The organism is Pantoea sp. Acro-807 (assembly GCF_011752675.1).
GTDB classification, from domain to species: domain Bacteria; phylum Pseudomonadota; class Gammaproteobacteria; order Enterobacterales; family Enterobacteriaceae; genus Pantoea; species Pantoea eucrina.
In genome coordinates this window covers 287,815-304,647 of the sequence record NZ_VWXE01000003.1, presented here as the reverse complement: position 1 = coordinate 304,647, position 16,833 = coordinate 287,815, and the positions used below count along the sequence as shown (strand labels likewise).

Annotated in this window: 13 protein-coding genes; 2 read left to right on the top strand and 11 right to left on the bottom strand. The window is 57.9% G+C overall.

Annotated features, from left to right (window positions below):
• Window positions 1-28 precede the first annotated feature (28 nt).
• The gene (locus F3J39_RS10130; protein ID WP_104085464.1) at window positions 29-1,342 is read left to right on the top strand and encodes an MFS transporter; all 1,314 of its coding nucleotides are present in this window, start codon (window positions 29-31) and stop codon (window positions 1,340-1,342) included.
• Here F3J39_RS10130 and F3J39_RS10125 read toward each other — a convergent pair.
• From F3J39_RS10125 to tkt, 7 genes are all read right to left on the bottom strand, one after another.
• Complete coding sequence (locus tag F3J39_RS10125; protein ID WP_166714141.1) at window positions 1,326-2,024, bottom strand: IclR family transcriptional regulator; 699 nt, start codon at window positions 2,022-2,024, stop codon at window positions 1,326-1,328. The genes F3J39_RS10130 and F3J39_RS10125 overlap by 17 nt on opposite strands.
• Window positions 2,025-2,100: 76 nt before the next feature.
• Window positions 2,101-2,721: an arginine exporter ArgO gene (gene argO / locus F3J39_RS10120; protein WP_166714140.1), complete on the bottom strand. Its 621-nt coding sequence runs from the start codon at window positions 2,719-2,721 to the stop codon at window positions 2,101-2,103.
• A gap of 131 nt (window positions 2,722-2,852) precedes the next feature.
• Entirely contained in the window at window positions 2,853-3,734 is an 882-nt protein-coding gene (gene mscS, locus F3J39_RS10115; protein WP_039380053.1) for a small-conductance mechanosensitive channel MscS, read from the bottom strand.
• 308 nt (window positions 3,735-4,042) lie between these two features.
• Entirely contained in the window at window positions 4,043-5,122 is a 1,080-nt protein-coding gene (gene fbaA, locus F3J39_RS10110) for a class II fructose-bisphosphate aldolase (RefSeq protein WP_039380055.1), read from the bottom strand.
• Window positions 5,123-5,224: 102 nt separating this feature from the next.
• Window positions 5,225-6,388, bottom strand: coding sequence for a phosphoglycerate kinase (gene pgk, locus F3J39_RS10105; protein ID WP_166714139.1), 1,164 nt, complete (start codon window positions 6,386-6,388; stop codon window positions 5,225-5,227).
• Window positions 6,389-6,439: 51 nt separating this feature from the next.
• The gene (gene epd, locus F3J39_RS10100) at window positions 6,440-7,459 is read right to left on the bottom strand and encodes an erythrose-4-phosphate dehydrogenase (RefSeq protein WP_039380059.1); all 1,020 of its coding nucleotides are present in this window, start codon (window positions 7,457-7,459) and stop codon (window positions 6,440-6,442) included.
• Between the two features lie 353 nt (window positions 7,460-7,812).
• Window positions 7,813-9,804 carry a transketolase gene (gene tkt / locus F3J39_RS10095; RefSeq protein ID WP_039380061.1) on the bottom strand — a complete coding sequence of 664 codons (1,992 nt, stop codon included), beginning with the start codon at window positions 9,802-9,804 and terminating at the stop codon, window positions 7,813-7,815.
• Window positions 9,805-10,076: 272 nt separating this feature from the next.
• On the opposite strand from tkt, the gene F3J39_RS10090 reads away from it, so the two are divergent.
• Window positions 10,077-10,832 carry a M48 family metallopeptidase gene (locus F3J39_RS10090; protein WP_094111524.1) on the top strand — a complete coding sequence of 252 codons (756 nt, stop codon included), beginning with the start codon at window positions 10,077-10,079 and terminating at the stop codon, window positions 10,830-10,832.
• Between the two features lie 45 nt (window positions 10,833-10,877).
• Here the strand turns inward: F3J39_RS10090 and speB are convergent, their stop codons facing one another.
• The 4 genes from speB to F3J39_RS10070 all read right to left on the bottom strand — a co-directional run bounded on the left by speB (window position 10,878) and on the right by F3J39_RS10070 (window position 16,788).
• Complete coding sequence (gene speB, locus F3J39_RS10085) at window positions 10,878-11,798, bottom strand: agmatinase (protein WP_094111525.1); 921 nt, start codon at window positions 11,796-11,798, stop codon at window positions 10,878-10,880.
• A gap of 144 nt (window positions 11,799-11,942) precedes the next feature.
• Window positions 11,943-13,166, bottom strand: a complete 1,224-nt coding sequence (locus F3J39_RS10080) for an HlyD family type I secretion periplasmic adaptor subunit (protein ID WP_104085461.1) — start codon at window positions 13,164-13,166, stop codon at window positions 11,943-11,945.
• Entirely contained in the window at window positions 13,163-15,340 is a 2,178-nt protein-coding gene (locus F3J39_RS10075; protein ID WP_039380067.1) for a type I secretion system permease/ATPase, read from the bottom strand. Before F3J39_RS10075 ends, F3J39_RS10080 begins: the two co-directional genes overlap by 4 nt.
• A complete protein-coding gene (locus F3J39_RS10070; protein WP_166714138.1) occupies window positions 15,337-16,788 on the bottom strand; it encodes a TolC family outer membrane protein in 1,452 nt (483 codons plus the stop codon). The genes F3J39_RS10075 and F3J39_RS10070 overlap by 4 nt, the downstream gene beginning before the upstream one ends.
• Window positions 16,789-16,833: the final 45 nt, after the last annotated feature.

Here is a 16,833-nt window from a genome sequence, read left to right as displayed (position 1 = left end):
ATACTCTCTGTTTCCAGGAACCCTGCCCATGGCGCACGATCCCTCAAGCCCTGGCGCGCCCGCTGCTGACGTGCGCGTCGGGCGCACGCGTTTTCTGATGCTGGCGCTGGTGTTTGTGAACATCATTATCAACTATATGGATCGCGCTAATCTGGCCGTGGCAGCACCAGCGCTGAGCGCTGAGTTACAGCTCACGCCGCTGCAGATGGGGCTGATTTTTTCTGCGTTCGGCTGGATCTACGCCGCGCTGCAGATCCCGGGCGGCTGGCTGATTGATCGACTTGGTGCGCGTATGGTGTATGGCGTGGCGATGATCGGCTGGTCGCTTATCACCCTGCTGCACGTCTGCGCCAGCAGCGTGGCGGCGCTGGTCGGACTGCGGCTTGGCGTCGGCGCGCTTGAAGCGCCGGTGATGCCGGCGAATAACCGTATTATTTCCGGCTGGTTTCCCCTGCATGAGCGCGCCAGCGCCATTGGCATTTACTCTTCGGCGCAGTTTGCTGGTCTCGCCTGCGTCACGCCGCTGCTGTTTCATATTGAAGCCGCATTTGGCTGGCGCGGGCTGTTCGCTATCACCGGCCTGACCGGCATTCTGTGGGCGGGCGTCTGGTTTGCGCTCTATCGCGAGCCTGGCGAGCATAAACGGGTATCAGCCGCAGAGCGCGCCTGGCTGCTGGAGAATGGCGCGCTGCCCGACAGCGCATCCGCCGGGCGCACATCGCTACGCCTGAGCGACGTGCAGCAGATGCTGTGCAACCGCAGACTGCTGGGCATCTGTCTGGGCCAGTTTTCTATTTCCGCTACGTTCTGGTTCTTTCTGACATGGTTTCCGACCTATCTGGTCCGGTACCGGCATATGAATTTCATCAAAAGCGGTTATGTCGCCTCGCTGCCTTATCTGGCGGCGTTTTGTGGCGTGCTGCTGGCGGGGTTTATCTCCGATTATCTGATGCGGCGCGGCGTTTCAGCGAGCGTAGCGCGCAAGCTGCCGGTTCTGCTCGGGCTGACGATGACGCTGTTTATTCTCGGCGCCAACTACACGGATAACACCACGCTGATCGTGCTATTTATGTCGCTGGCTTTTTTCGGCAACGGGCTGGCAACCATAACCTGGGTTTTTGTCACCACGCTGGCTCCGCGTCATCTGGTCGGGCTGGCAGGCGGGATGTTTAACTTTACCGGTGCGCTCTCCGCGATTGTGGTGCCGATTGCAATTGGCGCGCTGATCGACGGCAGTGATTTTGCTCCGGCGCTGATATTTATCGCCGCCCTGGCGCTGGTGGGGATCGGCAGCTATCTGTTTATCGTTGGCCGCCCCGATGAGATTACTGCTCGCCGGTGATCTTCTGCGCCAGCTTTTTCAGCTGCGTCACCCGCTGCGCCAGATGCTCGTCATCCCTCTGCCAGATTTTAGCGAACGCCAGCGCTGCGCGATTATGATTGATCGGCAGCGCCATACCAATCTCACCATCATCACGCTGCCAGATGAGATGATCGCTCTGGCGCTTGCGCGCCAGCAGAGGCGCCATCTGCGTCCACTGCGCCGCGGCAAAACGCGGCTGCAGCTGCACATCGGGCTCTGCGGCCAGCAGCGCCATGCCAATCACCGACTGCCACGCCGGCAGCATGCGAAATCCGGCCAGCGCCTGACTGGTGCGGGTGCGTTCACCGGGTTCTGAGTGCCAGATATAGATGACCTGATCTTCCCACAGCACGCCCAGCGCCACCACGATATCGTGCGGTGCATAGAGCTCCAGCTGCGGCAGCGCCTGCGCAAACAGCGAGGAACCCCGAATCGCCTGCGCCGCCAGGGCGTGAACCCCCGGTCCTGGCAGATAGCGACGCTGCTCATCCTGAACGGTGAGGCCGATCGACGCCATCGTCATCAGCAGGCGGTTAACGCGCGTGCTGTTCATACCCATCTGACGCGCCAGCTCACGCCCGCCAATGGCTCTGTCGCTGGAGACCAGATACTGCAGGCAGCGGATACCGTCAATCAGGCTCTGGTTAGGTTGAGAAGACATCGGTCACCTCCTGGCGCTAAAAACTCAATCTTAGCAGCCTCGTCGCGTCAATAATGCCCCCTGCGCGTTTTACTTTTTAATCCGTCAGCGCCTGATGCGCCAGCTGGAAAGCGATAAGCCACATGACGCTGCCGACCAGCAGGTTGATGATGCGCTGCGCGCGCACGGTGCGCAGCCGGGGCGACAGCCAGGCCGCCAGCAGCGCCAGACCATAAAACCAGATTACGGAGGCGCTGACGGTGCCCAGCGCGAACCAGCGGCGGGCATCGGCGGAGGGCAGCTGACTGCCGAGGCTGCCCAGCACCACAAACGTATCCAGATAGACATGCGGATTGAGCCAGGTCACCGCCAGCATCGTGGCGACGATGCGCCAGCGCCCCTGTTTCAGCGCGCTGTCCTGCTCCAGCGCAATACCGCCGCGCCATGCGCTGCGTAACGCTCCCCAGCCATACCAGAGCAGAAACGCAACGCCAGCCCAGGTGATCAGCGTCAGCAGCAGCGGTGACTGATGCAGCAGCGCGCTGCCGCCAAATATGCCGCCGCAGATCAGCGCAATATCGCTCAGGGTACAGAGCGTGGCAGTCATCAGATGATAGTGGCGCTTGATGCCCTGATTCATAACAAAGGCGTTTTGCGGGCCCAGCGGCAAAATCAGTGCAGCGCCCAGCGCCAGCCCCTGCAGATAAATTGATAACACGTTGAATAACCTGAAAAGAGAAGAGGATGGACGCAGTATATCGGCCGGAGGGTATTAGCGGAAATTGAAAGATTTAATCGGTCATTAGCGTTGTTAATAAGAAAGGCACCCGCAGGTGCCTTACGCTAACGTTATTTAGTCAGGTTAACCGGCTGCTCCTGCGCCTCACCCTTAACCTGGTGCAGATGCACATCCATCTGCGGATAAGGGATGCCGATGCCGTGCGCATCCAGGGTACGCTTAAAGTTTTTCATCAGATCCCAGTAAACGTTCTGCAGGTCGCCGCTTTTGCTCCAGCAGCGCACGACAAAGTTCAGTGACGAAGCCGCCAGCTCGTTCAAACCAATCTGAATACCCATATCTTTCAGCACGCGCTCATCCGCTTCCACAACTTCTCGCAGCAGATCGATTACCTGATCGACATCCGCGTCATAGGCCACGCCGATAATAAATTCGTTGCGGCGGATCGGCTCACGGGAGAAGTTAACGATATTGCTGGCGATAATTTTACCGTTCGGCACCACCACCATTTTACCGTCCGCGCTTTTCAGCGTGGTTGAGAAGATCTGCACATTCTGAACGGTACCCATCACACCACCGAGGTCAACAAATTCGCCGGTGCGGAATGGACGGAAAGTCACCAGCAGTACCCCTGCGGCAAGGTTAGAGAGCGAGCCCTGCAGTGCCAGGCCTACGGCCAGACCCGCTGCACCCAGCACGGCGATAACTGACGCGGTCTGTACACCCACTCGCCCCAGCGCTGCGATGATAGTAAATGCGATAACGCCATAGCGGACTAAGGCTGAGAGAAAATCTGCCACGGTCGCATCGATGTGGCGTGCCACCAGCAGACGATTCACGCCGTTTGAAACAATACGCGCGATAATCATACCCACGATAATAATCGCAATTGCTGCCACGATATTGACCGCATAGCTCAGGATCAGCGCCTGGTTACGCACCAGCCATCCACCTGCACTGTTAATGCCATTTACGACATTTAAATCTTCCATTTGTCAGCCCTGTTGTTGAGTTTCCCGCAGGAAATTACAAAAACGGCCAGATTGACTCCGGCACTCCAGGCTTCAAGGTTAAACAAAAACAGCATGAAGCGCCAAAATTAAGCTGATTTAACATTGTATTGAGGGAAAAACGTACCGGAATTGATGCAGATTAGCGCAGCACAGACCTGCAGGTTGCTGGTACGTATGCGGCAAAGTATGGCGGGCTGGCGTGTGGTTTTGTCGGGAAGAGAGTACGGTGCCGCATCGTGAAAAGCACATAAAAAAGGCCCCAATGGGGCCTTTTTACTGCAGCGGACTTACAGTACGTCGACTGCGTTCAGCTCTTTGAACGCCTGCTCTAAGCGCACAACCATTGAAGATTGTGCTGCACGCAGCCAGACGCGTGGATCGTAGTATTTCTTGTTCGGGCTATCCGGGCCGTTCGGGTTGCCCAGCTGCGACTGCAGGTACGCTTCGTTAGATTTGTAGTACTGCAGAATACCGTCCCAGGTTGCCCACTGGGTATCGGTATCGATGTTCATTTTGATCACACCGTAGCTGATTGACTCTTCAATCTCTGCTGCGGAAGAGCCGGAACCGCCGTGGAACACGAAGTCCAGCGCGTTATGTTCCAGACCATGCTTCTCGCACACATATTTCTGTGAGTCGCGCAGGATGGTTGGGGTCAGCTTCACGTTGCCTGGCTTGTACACGCCGTGCACGTTGCCGAAAGAGGCGGCGATAGTGAAACGCGGGCTGATTTTGCTCAGCTCGGTGTAGGCGTAATCCACATCTTCAGGCTGGGTGTAGAGAGCTGAAGCGTCCATATGGCTGTTGTCCACGCCATCTTCTTCACCGCCGGTGCAGCCGAGTTCGATTTCCAGCGTCATATCGATTTTCGCCATGCGCGCCAGATATTTGCTGGAGATTTCGATATTCTCTTCCAGCGACTCTTCAGAGAGGTCGATCATGTGTGAAGAGAACAGCGGCTTACCGGTTTTTTTGAAGTGCTCTTCACCGGCATCCAGCAGACCGTCGATCCACGGCAGCAGTTTTTTCGCACAGTGGTCAGTGTGCAGAATAACCGGCACACCATACTGCTCAGCCATCAGATGCACATGGTGCGCACCGGCGATAGCGCCGAAAATTGCCGCGCCCTGTGGTTTGTCGGTTTTGAAACCTTTACCGGCGATAAATGCAGCACCGCCGTTAGAGAACTGAACGATGACCGGCGCTTTAACTTTGGCAGCAGCTTCCAGTACCGCGTTGATGGAGTCCGTGCCGACGCAGTTAACTGCAGGCAGAGCGAATTTGTGCTCCTTCGCTACCTTGAAGACTTTCTGAACGTCATCACCAGTGACAACGCCGGGTTTTACGAAATCAAAAATTTTAGACATGGTTGTGTCCCGTTTCGTTACCGTTCATTCCCGAAGGGAATGGGATTTATTTGCCCCGCTCGGGGCCAGTTTTAAGGCAGCGCCGGAGCGCTGCCCCCAGAATTACTGCTTAGCGCGCTCTTCCAGCATCGCCACCGCAGGCAGCTTTTTGCCTTCCACGAACTCCAGGAATGCACCGCCACCGGTTGAGATGTAAGAGATCTTCTCTTCGATACCGAACAGATCGATAGCCGCCAGAGTGTCGCCGCCGCCTGCTACAGAGAACGCGTCGCTGTCGGCAATTGCATTGGCCACAATTTCGGTGCCTTTACGGAAGTTAGGGAACTCAAAGACGCCTACCGGGCCGTTCCACAGAATGGTTTTGGCCTCTTTCAGGATCTTCGCCATGTTCTGTGCGGTTTCATCACCGAAGTCCATAATCTCTTCGTTATCCTGCACTTCTGAAACCTTTTTCACGGTAGAAGGTGCAGTTTCAGAGAATTCCGTGCCTACGCGGGAATCGGTCGGCACCGGAATACCGTACTGGTCACGCAGGCCTTTGGCCGCTTCAACGAAATCCGGCTCGTAGAGTGATTTACCGACCTTGTTGTCGATAGCCACAAAGGTGTTGGCGATGCCGCCGCCCACAATCACGGTATCCGCAATTTTTACCAGCGACTGCAGCACATCAAATTTAGTCGATACTTTTGAACCGCCGACTACGGCAACCAGCGGACGCTCCGGGTTGCTCATGACTTTACCCAGCGCTTCCAGCTCAGCAGAGAGCAGCGGGCCTGCGCAGGCGACTGGCGCAAACTTGCCCACGCCGTGAGTCGAAGCCTGCGCGCGGTGCGCGGTACCAAACGCATCCATTACAAAGATGTCACACAGCGCGGCATACTTCTTCGCCAGCGTCTCGTCATCTTTCTTTTCGCCTTTGTTGAAGCGCACGTTTTCCAGCACGACCAGCTCGCCCGCGCCGACTTCCACGCCGTCAAGATACTCTGTCGCCAGCGTAACCTGGGTACCGTTCAGTTTTTCTTTCAGATAGTTAACAACCGGCAGCAGCGAGAACTCTTCGTTATATTCACCTTCGGTCGGACGACCAAGGTGAGAGGTAACCATCACTTTCGCGCCCTGTTTCAGTGCCGCTTCGATGGTTGGCAGGGAAGCTCGGATACGTGCGTCAGATGTCACTTTTCCTTCTTTCACTGGCACGTTCAGATCGGCACGGATCAGAACACGCTTACCAGCAAGGTCCAGATCGGTCATCTTAATTACAGACATGGTGAATCCTCTCGTTGATTCTCGTAAGTTTTGCCAGACGCCATCCGCGTCTTACCTGAAACCGCTTGCGGCCATTGCTAACGTAGTATCGATCATCCGGTTAGCAAAGCCCCATTCGTTGTCACACCAGACCAGCGTCTTGATCAGGTGATGACCGCTGACCCGCGTCTGCGTACCATCAACGATGGCACTGTGCGGATCGTGGTTAAAATCTACTGAGACTAACGGTAATTCCGTATAGTCAACTATACCACGAAATGCCCCTGCTGATGCGTTTTGCAGCAGCGCATTGACCTCACACGCCTTTACCGCCGCCCGTACCGAGACGCTCAGATCAATCGCCGTCACGTTGATAGTGGGTACGCGCACCGCTATCGCTTCGAAGCGATCGTTGAATTTCGGAAAAATGCGGGTGATGCCGGCAGCCAGCCGCGTATCGACCGGAATGATCGACTGGCTCGCTGCACGGGTGCGGCGCAGATCGCTGTGATAGGCGTCGATCACCTGCTGATCGTGCATCGCTGAGTGGATCGTGGTCACGGTGCCAGACTCGATCCCGAAGGCATCATCCAGCAGCTTGATCACCGGAATAATGCAGTTGGTGGTACAGGATGCGTTAGACACAATGCGGTCAGTTTGTTTAAGAGCCTGTTCGTTTACGCCGAACACCACGGTTGCATCCAGATCGTTGCCGCCCGGATGCGAAAACAGGACTTTTCTGGCGCCCGCCTGCAGATGCGCCTCACCGTCGGCGCGGCTGCCGTAAACGCCGGTACAATCCAGCACCACATCAACATCCAGCTGCTGCCACGGCAGCGTGCCGATCTCAGCCTGATGCAGGATGCGGATAGTGTCCTCCCCTACCCACAGCAGATCGCGCTCCTGCCGCACGTCGAAGGCGAAGCGACCGTGGCTGGTATCGTACTTCAGCAGATGCGCCATACCGGCGGCGTCTGCCAGCTCGTTAATCGCCACAACCGTAATTTCCGCCCGGCGTCCCGTTTCATAGAGCGCACGCAACACATTGCGCCCGATACGACCAAAGCCATTGATAGCAATACGAATGGTCATCGCTTTTCCTGCAACTGCACCTCTGAAATGTGCCAGATACCTTGAGCGTTTCATGCCATTTTGTACAGGGAATTCTTACGCAGCGCCTGGAGCATTGCTGAGAGATATCCTGCTAACTGAAACGGTTCAGCCAGAATAAAGCATGCGAGGAATAACCGGAATGATTGCGATCAAGGATGGTGATGATTATTGGATCTGCGTCACAAAAATGCAGCGATTAATCGATTACTGCAGGAATAATTGAAACGTTTCAGGTGGAGAAGGCGAAGAAAATAAAACAGGGCGCGCATCAATGCGCACCCTGTGGTTCACAATATCTGATCTGGTAACCCGCCCTTTAAGGCGACTCCGGATTACAGAATAGATTTTGCGGTATTAACCACATTCTCAACGGTAAAGCCGAACTCTTTAAACAGCAGCTCTGCCGGTGCAGATTCACCAAATGAGGTCATACCCACGACCGCACCGTGCAGGCCGGTATATTTAAACCAGTAATCGGCAATACCCGCTTCAATGGCAACGCGTGCGCCAACCGCTTTCGGCAGCACCGCTTCACGGTAGGCGGCATCCTGCTTATCAAACGCATCCGTTGATGGCATGGAGACCACGCGCACATTGCGGCCTTCGCTGCTGAGTTTGTCAGCGGCAGCTACCGCCAGCTCAACTTCAGAGCCGGTAGCGATCAGGATCAGTTCCGGCGTGCCGTTGCAATCTTTCAGCACATAGCCACCGCGTACTACATTTGCCAGCTGCTCAGCGGTACGATCCTGCTGCGCCAGGTTCTGGCGGGAGAAGATCAGCGCTGACGGGCCATCGACGCGCTCAATGGCATATTTCCACGCGACAGCAGACTCAACCTGGTCACAGGGACGCCACAGGCTCATGTTTGGCGTCGTACGCAGGCTGGCCATCTGCTCAACCGGCTGGTGCGTCGGGCCATCTTCACCCAGACCGATAGAGTCGTGGGTATAAACCATGATCTGACGGATCTTCATCAGCGCCGCCATACGCGCTGCGTTGCGGGCATACTCAACAAACATCAGGAAGGTCGCGGTATAAGGCAGGAAACCGCCGTGCAGCGCAAGGCCGTTGGCAATCGCGGTCATACCAAACTCACGCACGCCGTAATGGATATAGTTACCCGCTGCGTCTTCATTGATCGGTTTAGAACCGGACCACATAGTCAGATTGCTGGGTGCCAGATCGGCAGAACCACCGAGGAACTCCGGCAGCAGCTTGCCAAAAGCTTCAATCGCATTCTGCGAGGCTTTACGGCTGGCGATTTTAGCCGGGTTCGCCTGCAGCTGCTCAATAAACTGCTGCGACTCCGCCTGCCAGTTAGCCGGCAGCTCATTGTTAACGCGACGTGTAAACTCTTCAGCCAGCGCCGGGAAAGCCGCCTTATAAGCTGCAAATTTCTCATTCCACGCTGACTCTTTCGCCTGGCCCGCCTCTCTGGCATCCCACTGCGCATAGATATCGGCCGGGATCTCAAACGGCGCGTGGCTCCAGCCCAGCTGCTTGCGCGTCAGCGCAATTTCATCGTCGCCCAGCGGCGCGCCGTGTGAATCGTGCGTGCCCGCTTTGTTAGGTGAACCGAAACCGATAACGGTTTTACACATCAGCAGTGACGGCTTGTCAGAGACGCGCTTCGCCTCTTCCACCGCCTGTTTGATCGCTTCTGCGTCGTGACCATCCACGCCGCGCACAACATGCCAGCCGTAGGCTTCAAAACGTGCTGCGGTGTCGTCGGAGAACCAGCCATCAACGTGACCATCAATGGAGATACCGTTGTCGTCATAGAACGCGACCAGCTTGCCCAGCTTCAGCGTACCGGCAATAGAGCAGACTTCGTGCGAAATCCCTTCCATCATGCAGCCGTCACCCATGAAAACATAGGTATGGTGGTCTACGATATCATGACCCGGACGGTTGAACTGTGCGGCCAGCGTGCGCTCGGCGATCGCAAAGCCCACGGCGTTGGCGATACCCTGACCCAGCGGGCCGGTTGTGGTTTCCACGCCTGGCGTGTAGCCATATTCCGGGTGACCTGGGGTTTTAGAGTGCAGCTGGCGGAAGTTCTGCAGCTCGCTCATTGGCAGATCGTAGCCGGCAAGGTGCAGCAGGCTGTAGATCAGCATAGAGCCATGCCCGTTCGAGAGCACGAAGCGGTCGCGGTCAGCCCACTGCGGGTTAACCGGGTTGTGGTTCAGGAAGTCGCGCCACAGCACTTCAGCGATATCCGCCATGCCCATCGGGGCACCCGGGTGTCCCGATTTAGCTTTCTGTACTGCGTCCATACTTAACGCACGAATGGCGTTGGCAAGCTCTTTACGAGAGGGCATGTTCTACTCCAGATCGGATTAAGGCTCCGCCGCGCTTAACGTATTGTAATTAATCAGTTATAAGGCGAAGCGTGAAAGAAGTCGCCCATCAATGTACATGAAAATCGGCACAAAAGTACATGCATCCGCGTGCTAATTATCATGGCTGCGATTGCATTTTAAGTCGCGTCTGCTAGCAACCGCGAAACGGGCGCGCTATAAACATCGGGTTTATACATCTGGCCTGCTTTCAGGTGTCTGTTTTTACGACGAGTTACTTAAAGGATGATGATATGAAAATCCGGGCTACGGTTACGGCAATCGGAATGGCAGCGCTACTGAGCGGCTGTCAGGGGTTTGATAACAACGCGCTGCTGCAGTCGGGCGCGCAGGCCTATCAGGCCTATTCGCTCAGCGATGCGCAGGTAAAACAGCTGAGTGACCAGTCCTGTGCACAAATGGATAAAGAGAATCAGGTCGCGGCGGCAAACAGCAGCTATCAGCAGCGTCTGAATAAGATCGCTGCCGCGCTGGGCGACAATATCAACGGCACGCCGGCGAACTACAAGGTGTACGTCACCAAAGATGTCAACGCCTGGGCGATGGCCAACGGCTGCATCCGCGTTTACAGCGGCCTGATGGATATGATGACCGATAATGAAGTGGAAGGCGTGCTGGGCCATGAGATGGGTCACGTCGCACTGGGCCACACGCGTAAAGCGATGCAGGTTGCTTTTGCCACCGAAGCCGCACGCGGGGCTGCCGCCTCGGTCGGCGGTATTATTGGTTCGCTGTCGCAGTCGCAGCTGGGCGATATCGGCGAGAAGCTGGTTAACGCGCAGTTCTCGCAGACTCAGGAGTCGCAGGCAGATGACTACTCATATGATCTGCTGAAAAAGCGCGGCATCAATCCGCTCGGTTTAGCCACCAGCTTTGAGAAGCTGGCGAAGATGGATCAGGGGCATCAGAGTTCGATGTTTGACTCCCATCCTGATTCAGAAGCGCGCGCGCAGCATATCCGCGATCGTATCGCCGCAGACGGTAAATAAGCGCCTGATGCAGCCCTTCTCCCGACGGGAGAAGGGCTGCTGCTATCAGCCTTTGTTCGCTGCCTGCACGTGCAGCATATCCAGCGCCAGCGTAGCCGCTGCCAGCGCGGTCAGATCGGCGTGATCGTAACCCGGCGCCACCTCAACCAGATCCATGCCGACAATATTCATTCCCTGCAGACCGCGCACCAGTTTGGTCGCTTTGTCGCTGCTCAGGCCGCCAATCACTGGCGTACCGGTGCCTGGCGCGTGCGCCGGATCGAGGCAGTCGATATCAAACGTCAGGTAGACCGGCAGGTCGCCCACGGTGCGCTTCACCTCCGCCAGAATATCATCCACGCTGCGATCGTTAACCTGCGCCGCGTCCAGCACGTTAAAGCCCAGACTCTTATCATATTCAGTACGAATACCGATCTGCACCGAGTGCTGCGGATCGATCAGCCCCTCTTTTGGCGCAGTGAAAAACATGGTGCCGTGGTCAAACGTCGGGCCGTTAGAGTAGGTGTCGGTATGCGCATCAAAATGCACCAGCGCCATTTTGCCGAAATGCTTCGCGTGGGCGCGCAGCAGCGGCAGCGTAATGTAGTGGTCACCGCCAAAGGTCAGCATGCGCTTGCCGCTGGCCAGCAGTTTTTCCGCATGCGCCTGCAGTTTGTCTGAGAGATCCTGCGAGTCGCCAAATGCGTAAACCAGGTCACCGCAGTCCACGACATTCAGGCGCTGACGCAGATCAAACTCCCACGGCCAGCGGCACCCTTCCCACGCCAGGTTAGTTGAGATCTGACGAATCGCGCCCGGCCCCAGACGGCTGCCCGGACGGCCCGACGTAGCGGCGTCAAACGGCACACCGGTGATCACCCACTCAGCATCGCTGTCATACGGCTGAAAGTTGAGCGGAAAACGCATGAAGCCAAAGGCGTTGGAAACCAGGGAGTTGTCATACTGATTGCCCAGGGTGTTGTACATAATTCATCCTCTTTACGTCAGGCAGCACCGGCCTGATTACGGGTCAGGTATAAAAAAATCCCTTCCGCGTCGTTAAGCCCGACGAGGAAGGGATTGATGGCGTGATTATCGCCGGGAATATACTCCCCTGCAATCCTCATCCGCTTAGCGCTCGCGCATCGCCTCTTCAGCTTTATTAAACGGCTTGACCAGATAATCCATCACGGTTTTCTCTCCGGTTTTGATATCCACCGTGGAGACCATGCCGGGCGTGATAGAAAAGCGCCGGCCCGCTTTGTTCTGCACATAGTCGTTATCGGTGCGGATAAACACCCGATAGTAGTAGATCTCTGGTTTCACCTCATCCTGGATGGTATCCGGCGAGATGCTCTCCACTACGCCGTTAAGACCGCCATAGATGGCGTAATCGTAGGCGGAGATCTTCACCACCGCGCGCTGCCCCGGATGAATAAAGGCGATATCGCGCGGCGACAGGCGCGCCTCCACCAGCAGCCGGTCGTTGAGCGGGACAATGTTCATCAGCTCGCCGTTAGGCGGCACCACGCCACCGACCGTGGAGACTTTAATATTTTTAACGATGCCGCGCATCGGGGCGCGGATCGTCAGTCGCGTCACCGTATCTTCGCGTCCTTTAATCACTTCAGCGAGGCTGTCCGCTTCCGCGCTCGCTTTGGCCAGCTCTTCACGCGCCTGGACATAATATTGCGAACGCATATCGGTCAGCTTCAGCTCCAGATCGGATTTTTCACGCTGCAGGCGCAGCACCTCCACATTGCTGGCAGCCCCGCTCTTTGCCAGCCGCTGCGTAATCGCCAGCTCGCGGTTAGCCAGCGCCAGCGACGCGTTAAACTGCTTCGTCGCGTCGTTGAGCTGTGCCCGTTTAGTATTATAGAGACGGGTTTCTGCCGCGATCAGATCGGGCCAGCCTCTGAGCTCATCCGGAAAGGTCAGCCGGGTGTCGTTAACCTCTGCCCGCAGGCGTGACGCCGCCGCCAGCGCGGCGCGATAGCGTGCCGCGCTCTCACCCACGCTTGACTGGGAACGGGTCGGATCGAGACGCGCCACCACCTCACCCGCCTGCACCTGATCGCCCTCATGCACGTACAGCTCCGTCAGAATACCGCCCTCCAGCGACTGCAGCACCTGCTCGCGCGAGCTGGGGATCACCTTGCCGGTCCCGGTTGAGACTTCATCCAGCACGCCAAACCACGCCCAGATCAGCGCGACCAGCATCAGCGCGGCGCTGATAACAATCAGCCGCACCGCCCCGCTGTAGTGCGTTTCCGATTTCAGTTCGCCCAGCAGATCGTCTGACGCGTCTGTTTCAGCAGCCGTGACCAGCCGCAGTTTTGCCGGCAGCTGCTTCATGCGTTCACCTCCGGCAGATTTCCGCCGCTGCGCGCTGGCGGCAGCGCTTTCTCTTTCGGACTGTCCATAACCAGCTGCCCCTCTTTCAGCACCAGTATCCGATCCACCAGCGACAGAATCGCGGCGCGATGCGTCGCCACGATCAGCGTGCGGCCGTTCAGCCATGCGCCGAGGCGCTCAATAAACTCTTTCTCCGTATGGTCGTCGAGCGCGGCGGTGGGTTCATCCAGCAGCACGATATTAGGATCGCGCAGCAGCATGCGCGCCAGCAGCAGCGACTGCCGCTGCCCGCCGGAGAGGCCGGTGCCCCCCTCCATGATCGGGTGATCCAGCCCCAGCGGCAGGCGGCGAATAAATTCCGCTCCGCCGCTCACCGTCAGCGCAGAGAAGATGGCGTCGTCGGTAGCGTGCGCCGCGCCGAGCGTCAGGTTTTCACGCAGCGTACCGTGAAACAGACGCGCGTTTTGCGTCAGCAGCCCGACGTTGCGCCGCACGTCGGCCACGTCAATGTGCGGCAGGCTGAGGTTATCAAGCCGCAGCTCACCGCTCACCAGATCCATGCCGCCCGCCATCGCCTGCAGTAGCGTGGATTTACCGGAGCCGTTGCGGCCCAGCACCGCAATACGCTCCCCAGGCTGAATGGTCAGGGATTTAATGCGCAGCGCCATGGTCAGCGAGTCGCTGTAGTAGCGAAACATGGCGTCGGTGAACTGATAGTGGCCAAACAGCACCGGACAGTGAATACGCGTCTCATCGCTGCTGTTCTCTACCGGCAGATTCATCAGGCCGTCGAGGCTGGTTTTCGCCGCCCTGACCTGCTGCCAGCGCGCCAGTACGCCGCACAGCGTTGCCATCGGCGCAATCATGCGCGAGGAGAGCAGCGACGCCGCGACAATCGCCCCGGTGGTGATATCGCCGTTGATCACCATCGGCGCGCCCACCACAATGACGCTGGCGTAAACCAGCCCCTGCACCGTTACACCCCAGCTAATGAGCGAGTGCATCACCTTACGCATCGCCACGCCTGACTGCGCAGTAATACGGATATAACTGTTCCACTGTTGCAGAAAGCGATCTTCCGCCTGCATCAGCTTGATATCCTCCAGCCCCTGTACGCTCTCCACCAGCACTGCGTTACGCAGCGTGGACTCTTTCAGCGCCTGCTGCGCCAGCTTCGCCAGTTTTTTCTGGCTGAGCAGGCCCGGCAACACCATCAGCAGCACCGCCACCGGGGCGATCCACGCCAGCTGTGGCGCGATAATCGCCATAACCAGCAGAAACAGCAGGAAAAATGGCATATCGACAATCGCCGTCACGGTGGTTGAGGTCACCATTTCCCGGATCGCCTCCAGTTCACGCAACTGGGAGATAAAAGTGCCGGTAGAGCGCGGCACCACGCTGTTGCGCAGCCGCAGCGCATGACCAAACACCCGATCGGAGACGCGCATATCGGCGCGCTTGCCCAGCAGATCGGTGACGTGATCGCGGCCCACGCGCAGAATATAGGTAAATACCACCGAAATGATCACGCCAGCATAGAGGACATAGAGCGTGGGATAAGATTGCGCCGGGATCACCCGGTCATAGACCTGCATCGAAAACACAATCCCTACCAGCGCCAGCAGATTGATCAAGAAGGACGCCAGCATCACATAGCCGTAGGGACGCAGATCGTGCAGCACCAGCCGCCGCAGCCAGTCGGGGCGAACGGTGGCGAGATAGCGATCGACCCGGCTATCTTTCGCCGCCGCCACCGGTCGCAGCGCGGCCACCACGCGGAGGGCGGGCAGCAGATCGGTGAGCATCACCGGCGTCGGCTGTTCATCGCCGGAAAAGTGCACCCGAACGCGGTCATCACCATCAAACGCCGTCACCACGCCGACCTGGCCATCATCCAGCTCTACTGCCAGCGGCAGGCGCCAGCGCGTGATCTCCCGGCTCTCCTCTGCAAACAGCTGCAGCGACAGCCCCGCCTGACGTGCCAGATGGCGCAGCGCTTTATCGCGCGTCTGTTTGCCCTGCCACTCCGCTGCCGCCATGATCATGCCCGGCGAACAGGGCAGCCGGTAGTGGGTGGCGATCTGAATAATGGCCGTGGCCCAGCCGTTAAGCGGCAGCTCGCCGCCGCTGGCGGACTGGCCCTCAGGCGCGTCCGGAATCGGTAATTGGGTCATGGCTGAATCTCCACGGTCTGGATGCGCTGGTTATTAAGCGTAAAGGCTGAACGGATCTGTCCGGTGCTGTAGAGGCAGTCGAGCTGCAGCGATCGCAGCTGGCTTACGGTCTGCTGTAGCGTAAAGCGGGTCTGCCACACCTCCTGTTCGGCATTCAGTACGTCCAGCAGCGGGCGCGTGCCAAGCTGCAGATACTGATCCTGATAGAGCTGGCGGGTTTTCTCGCCCAGCGCCTGCTGGCGCCCCATGATCGCCAGACTCTGCGACAGGCTGAGCGCCTCATTCTGCGATTCGCTCAGCTGCTGACGCGCCTTCAGCCGTGCGGAATTTACCGCTGCGTTTGCCGCCTGCAGCGCGCTGGCGGCAGCGTCGCGCGCGGCGGTGATCCCGCCGCCCTGATAAAGCGGCATCTCGACTTTGACAAAGGCAGAGTACTGCGTGCGGTCCAGCGACTGACTGCCGGCGTAGCGATCGTTGAGATAGTGGGTAACCTGCGGTTCCAGCGAGATAGTCGGCAGGTTCTGCGCGCTGGCGTTATCAAGTTTGGCCTGCGCCTGATTAGCCTGCGCCCACGCGGCCAGCACCGCCGGATTGGTTTTGTCATCCGCTTTGCCACTGGCGCAGCCGCGGGTCAGCGTTGCGGGAAACTGGTCGCTGACCTGCTTTACCAGCGGCCAGCCCAGATAGGTGGCTAAGGTTGCGCGCCAGCGGTTAAGGCTCGCCTGATACTGCGTCAGGGTGGTGCGCGCGCCTTCAATACGCGCATCGGTCTGGGTCGCGTCGGAGAGCGAGGCCGCGCCCTCCTCATTACGCTGCCGCGCCAGTACGCCAATCCGGCTCAGGGCGCTGAGCTGATCGCGGGCAATCTTTACCAGCTGCTGATAGCCCTGCACCTGAACCAGTGCCGCTGCGGTATCGTGCGCCACGCTATCGATACTCACCAGCACGTTTGCCTGCTCCTGCGCCACGCCCGCCTCGGCAGAGCGCACCGAGCTGCTGACTTTGCCAAAGTCATAAAGCATCTGCGACACCGACAGCACAAATGAGGGGCTGAAGCCGCTGCCGCTGTAACTGTTGCTATAGCCATTGTTCATGCCCGCACTGATTTGCGGATAATATTTTGCTTTTGCCACATCGACCTGATTCGCCTGCTCCAGCATGGTGCCAATCGCCTGCGCGATATCAGGATGCCACTGCACCGCACGCTGCACCGCCTGCTCAATTGTCAGGGTGTCCGGCACGCGGCTTAGCGCCGGTTCGGCGACTTCGCCCGCGAGCGACGGCAGCTCCTGCTGCTGAACCAGCTCGCTTTGCGTAATAGATCCAGCGCGTATCAGCGTCTCACTGGCGGCACTAAGATGCGCACTGTAAAACAACAGAAAGCCCGCGCTTACTGCGGCGGGCAGAGAGGAACGGCGAAAAGGTGCGCCGGATTGCATCAGATCCATCGATTATCCACCAGTCAGAATAGAGAAAGGGCACCTCCTGTGCCC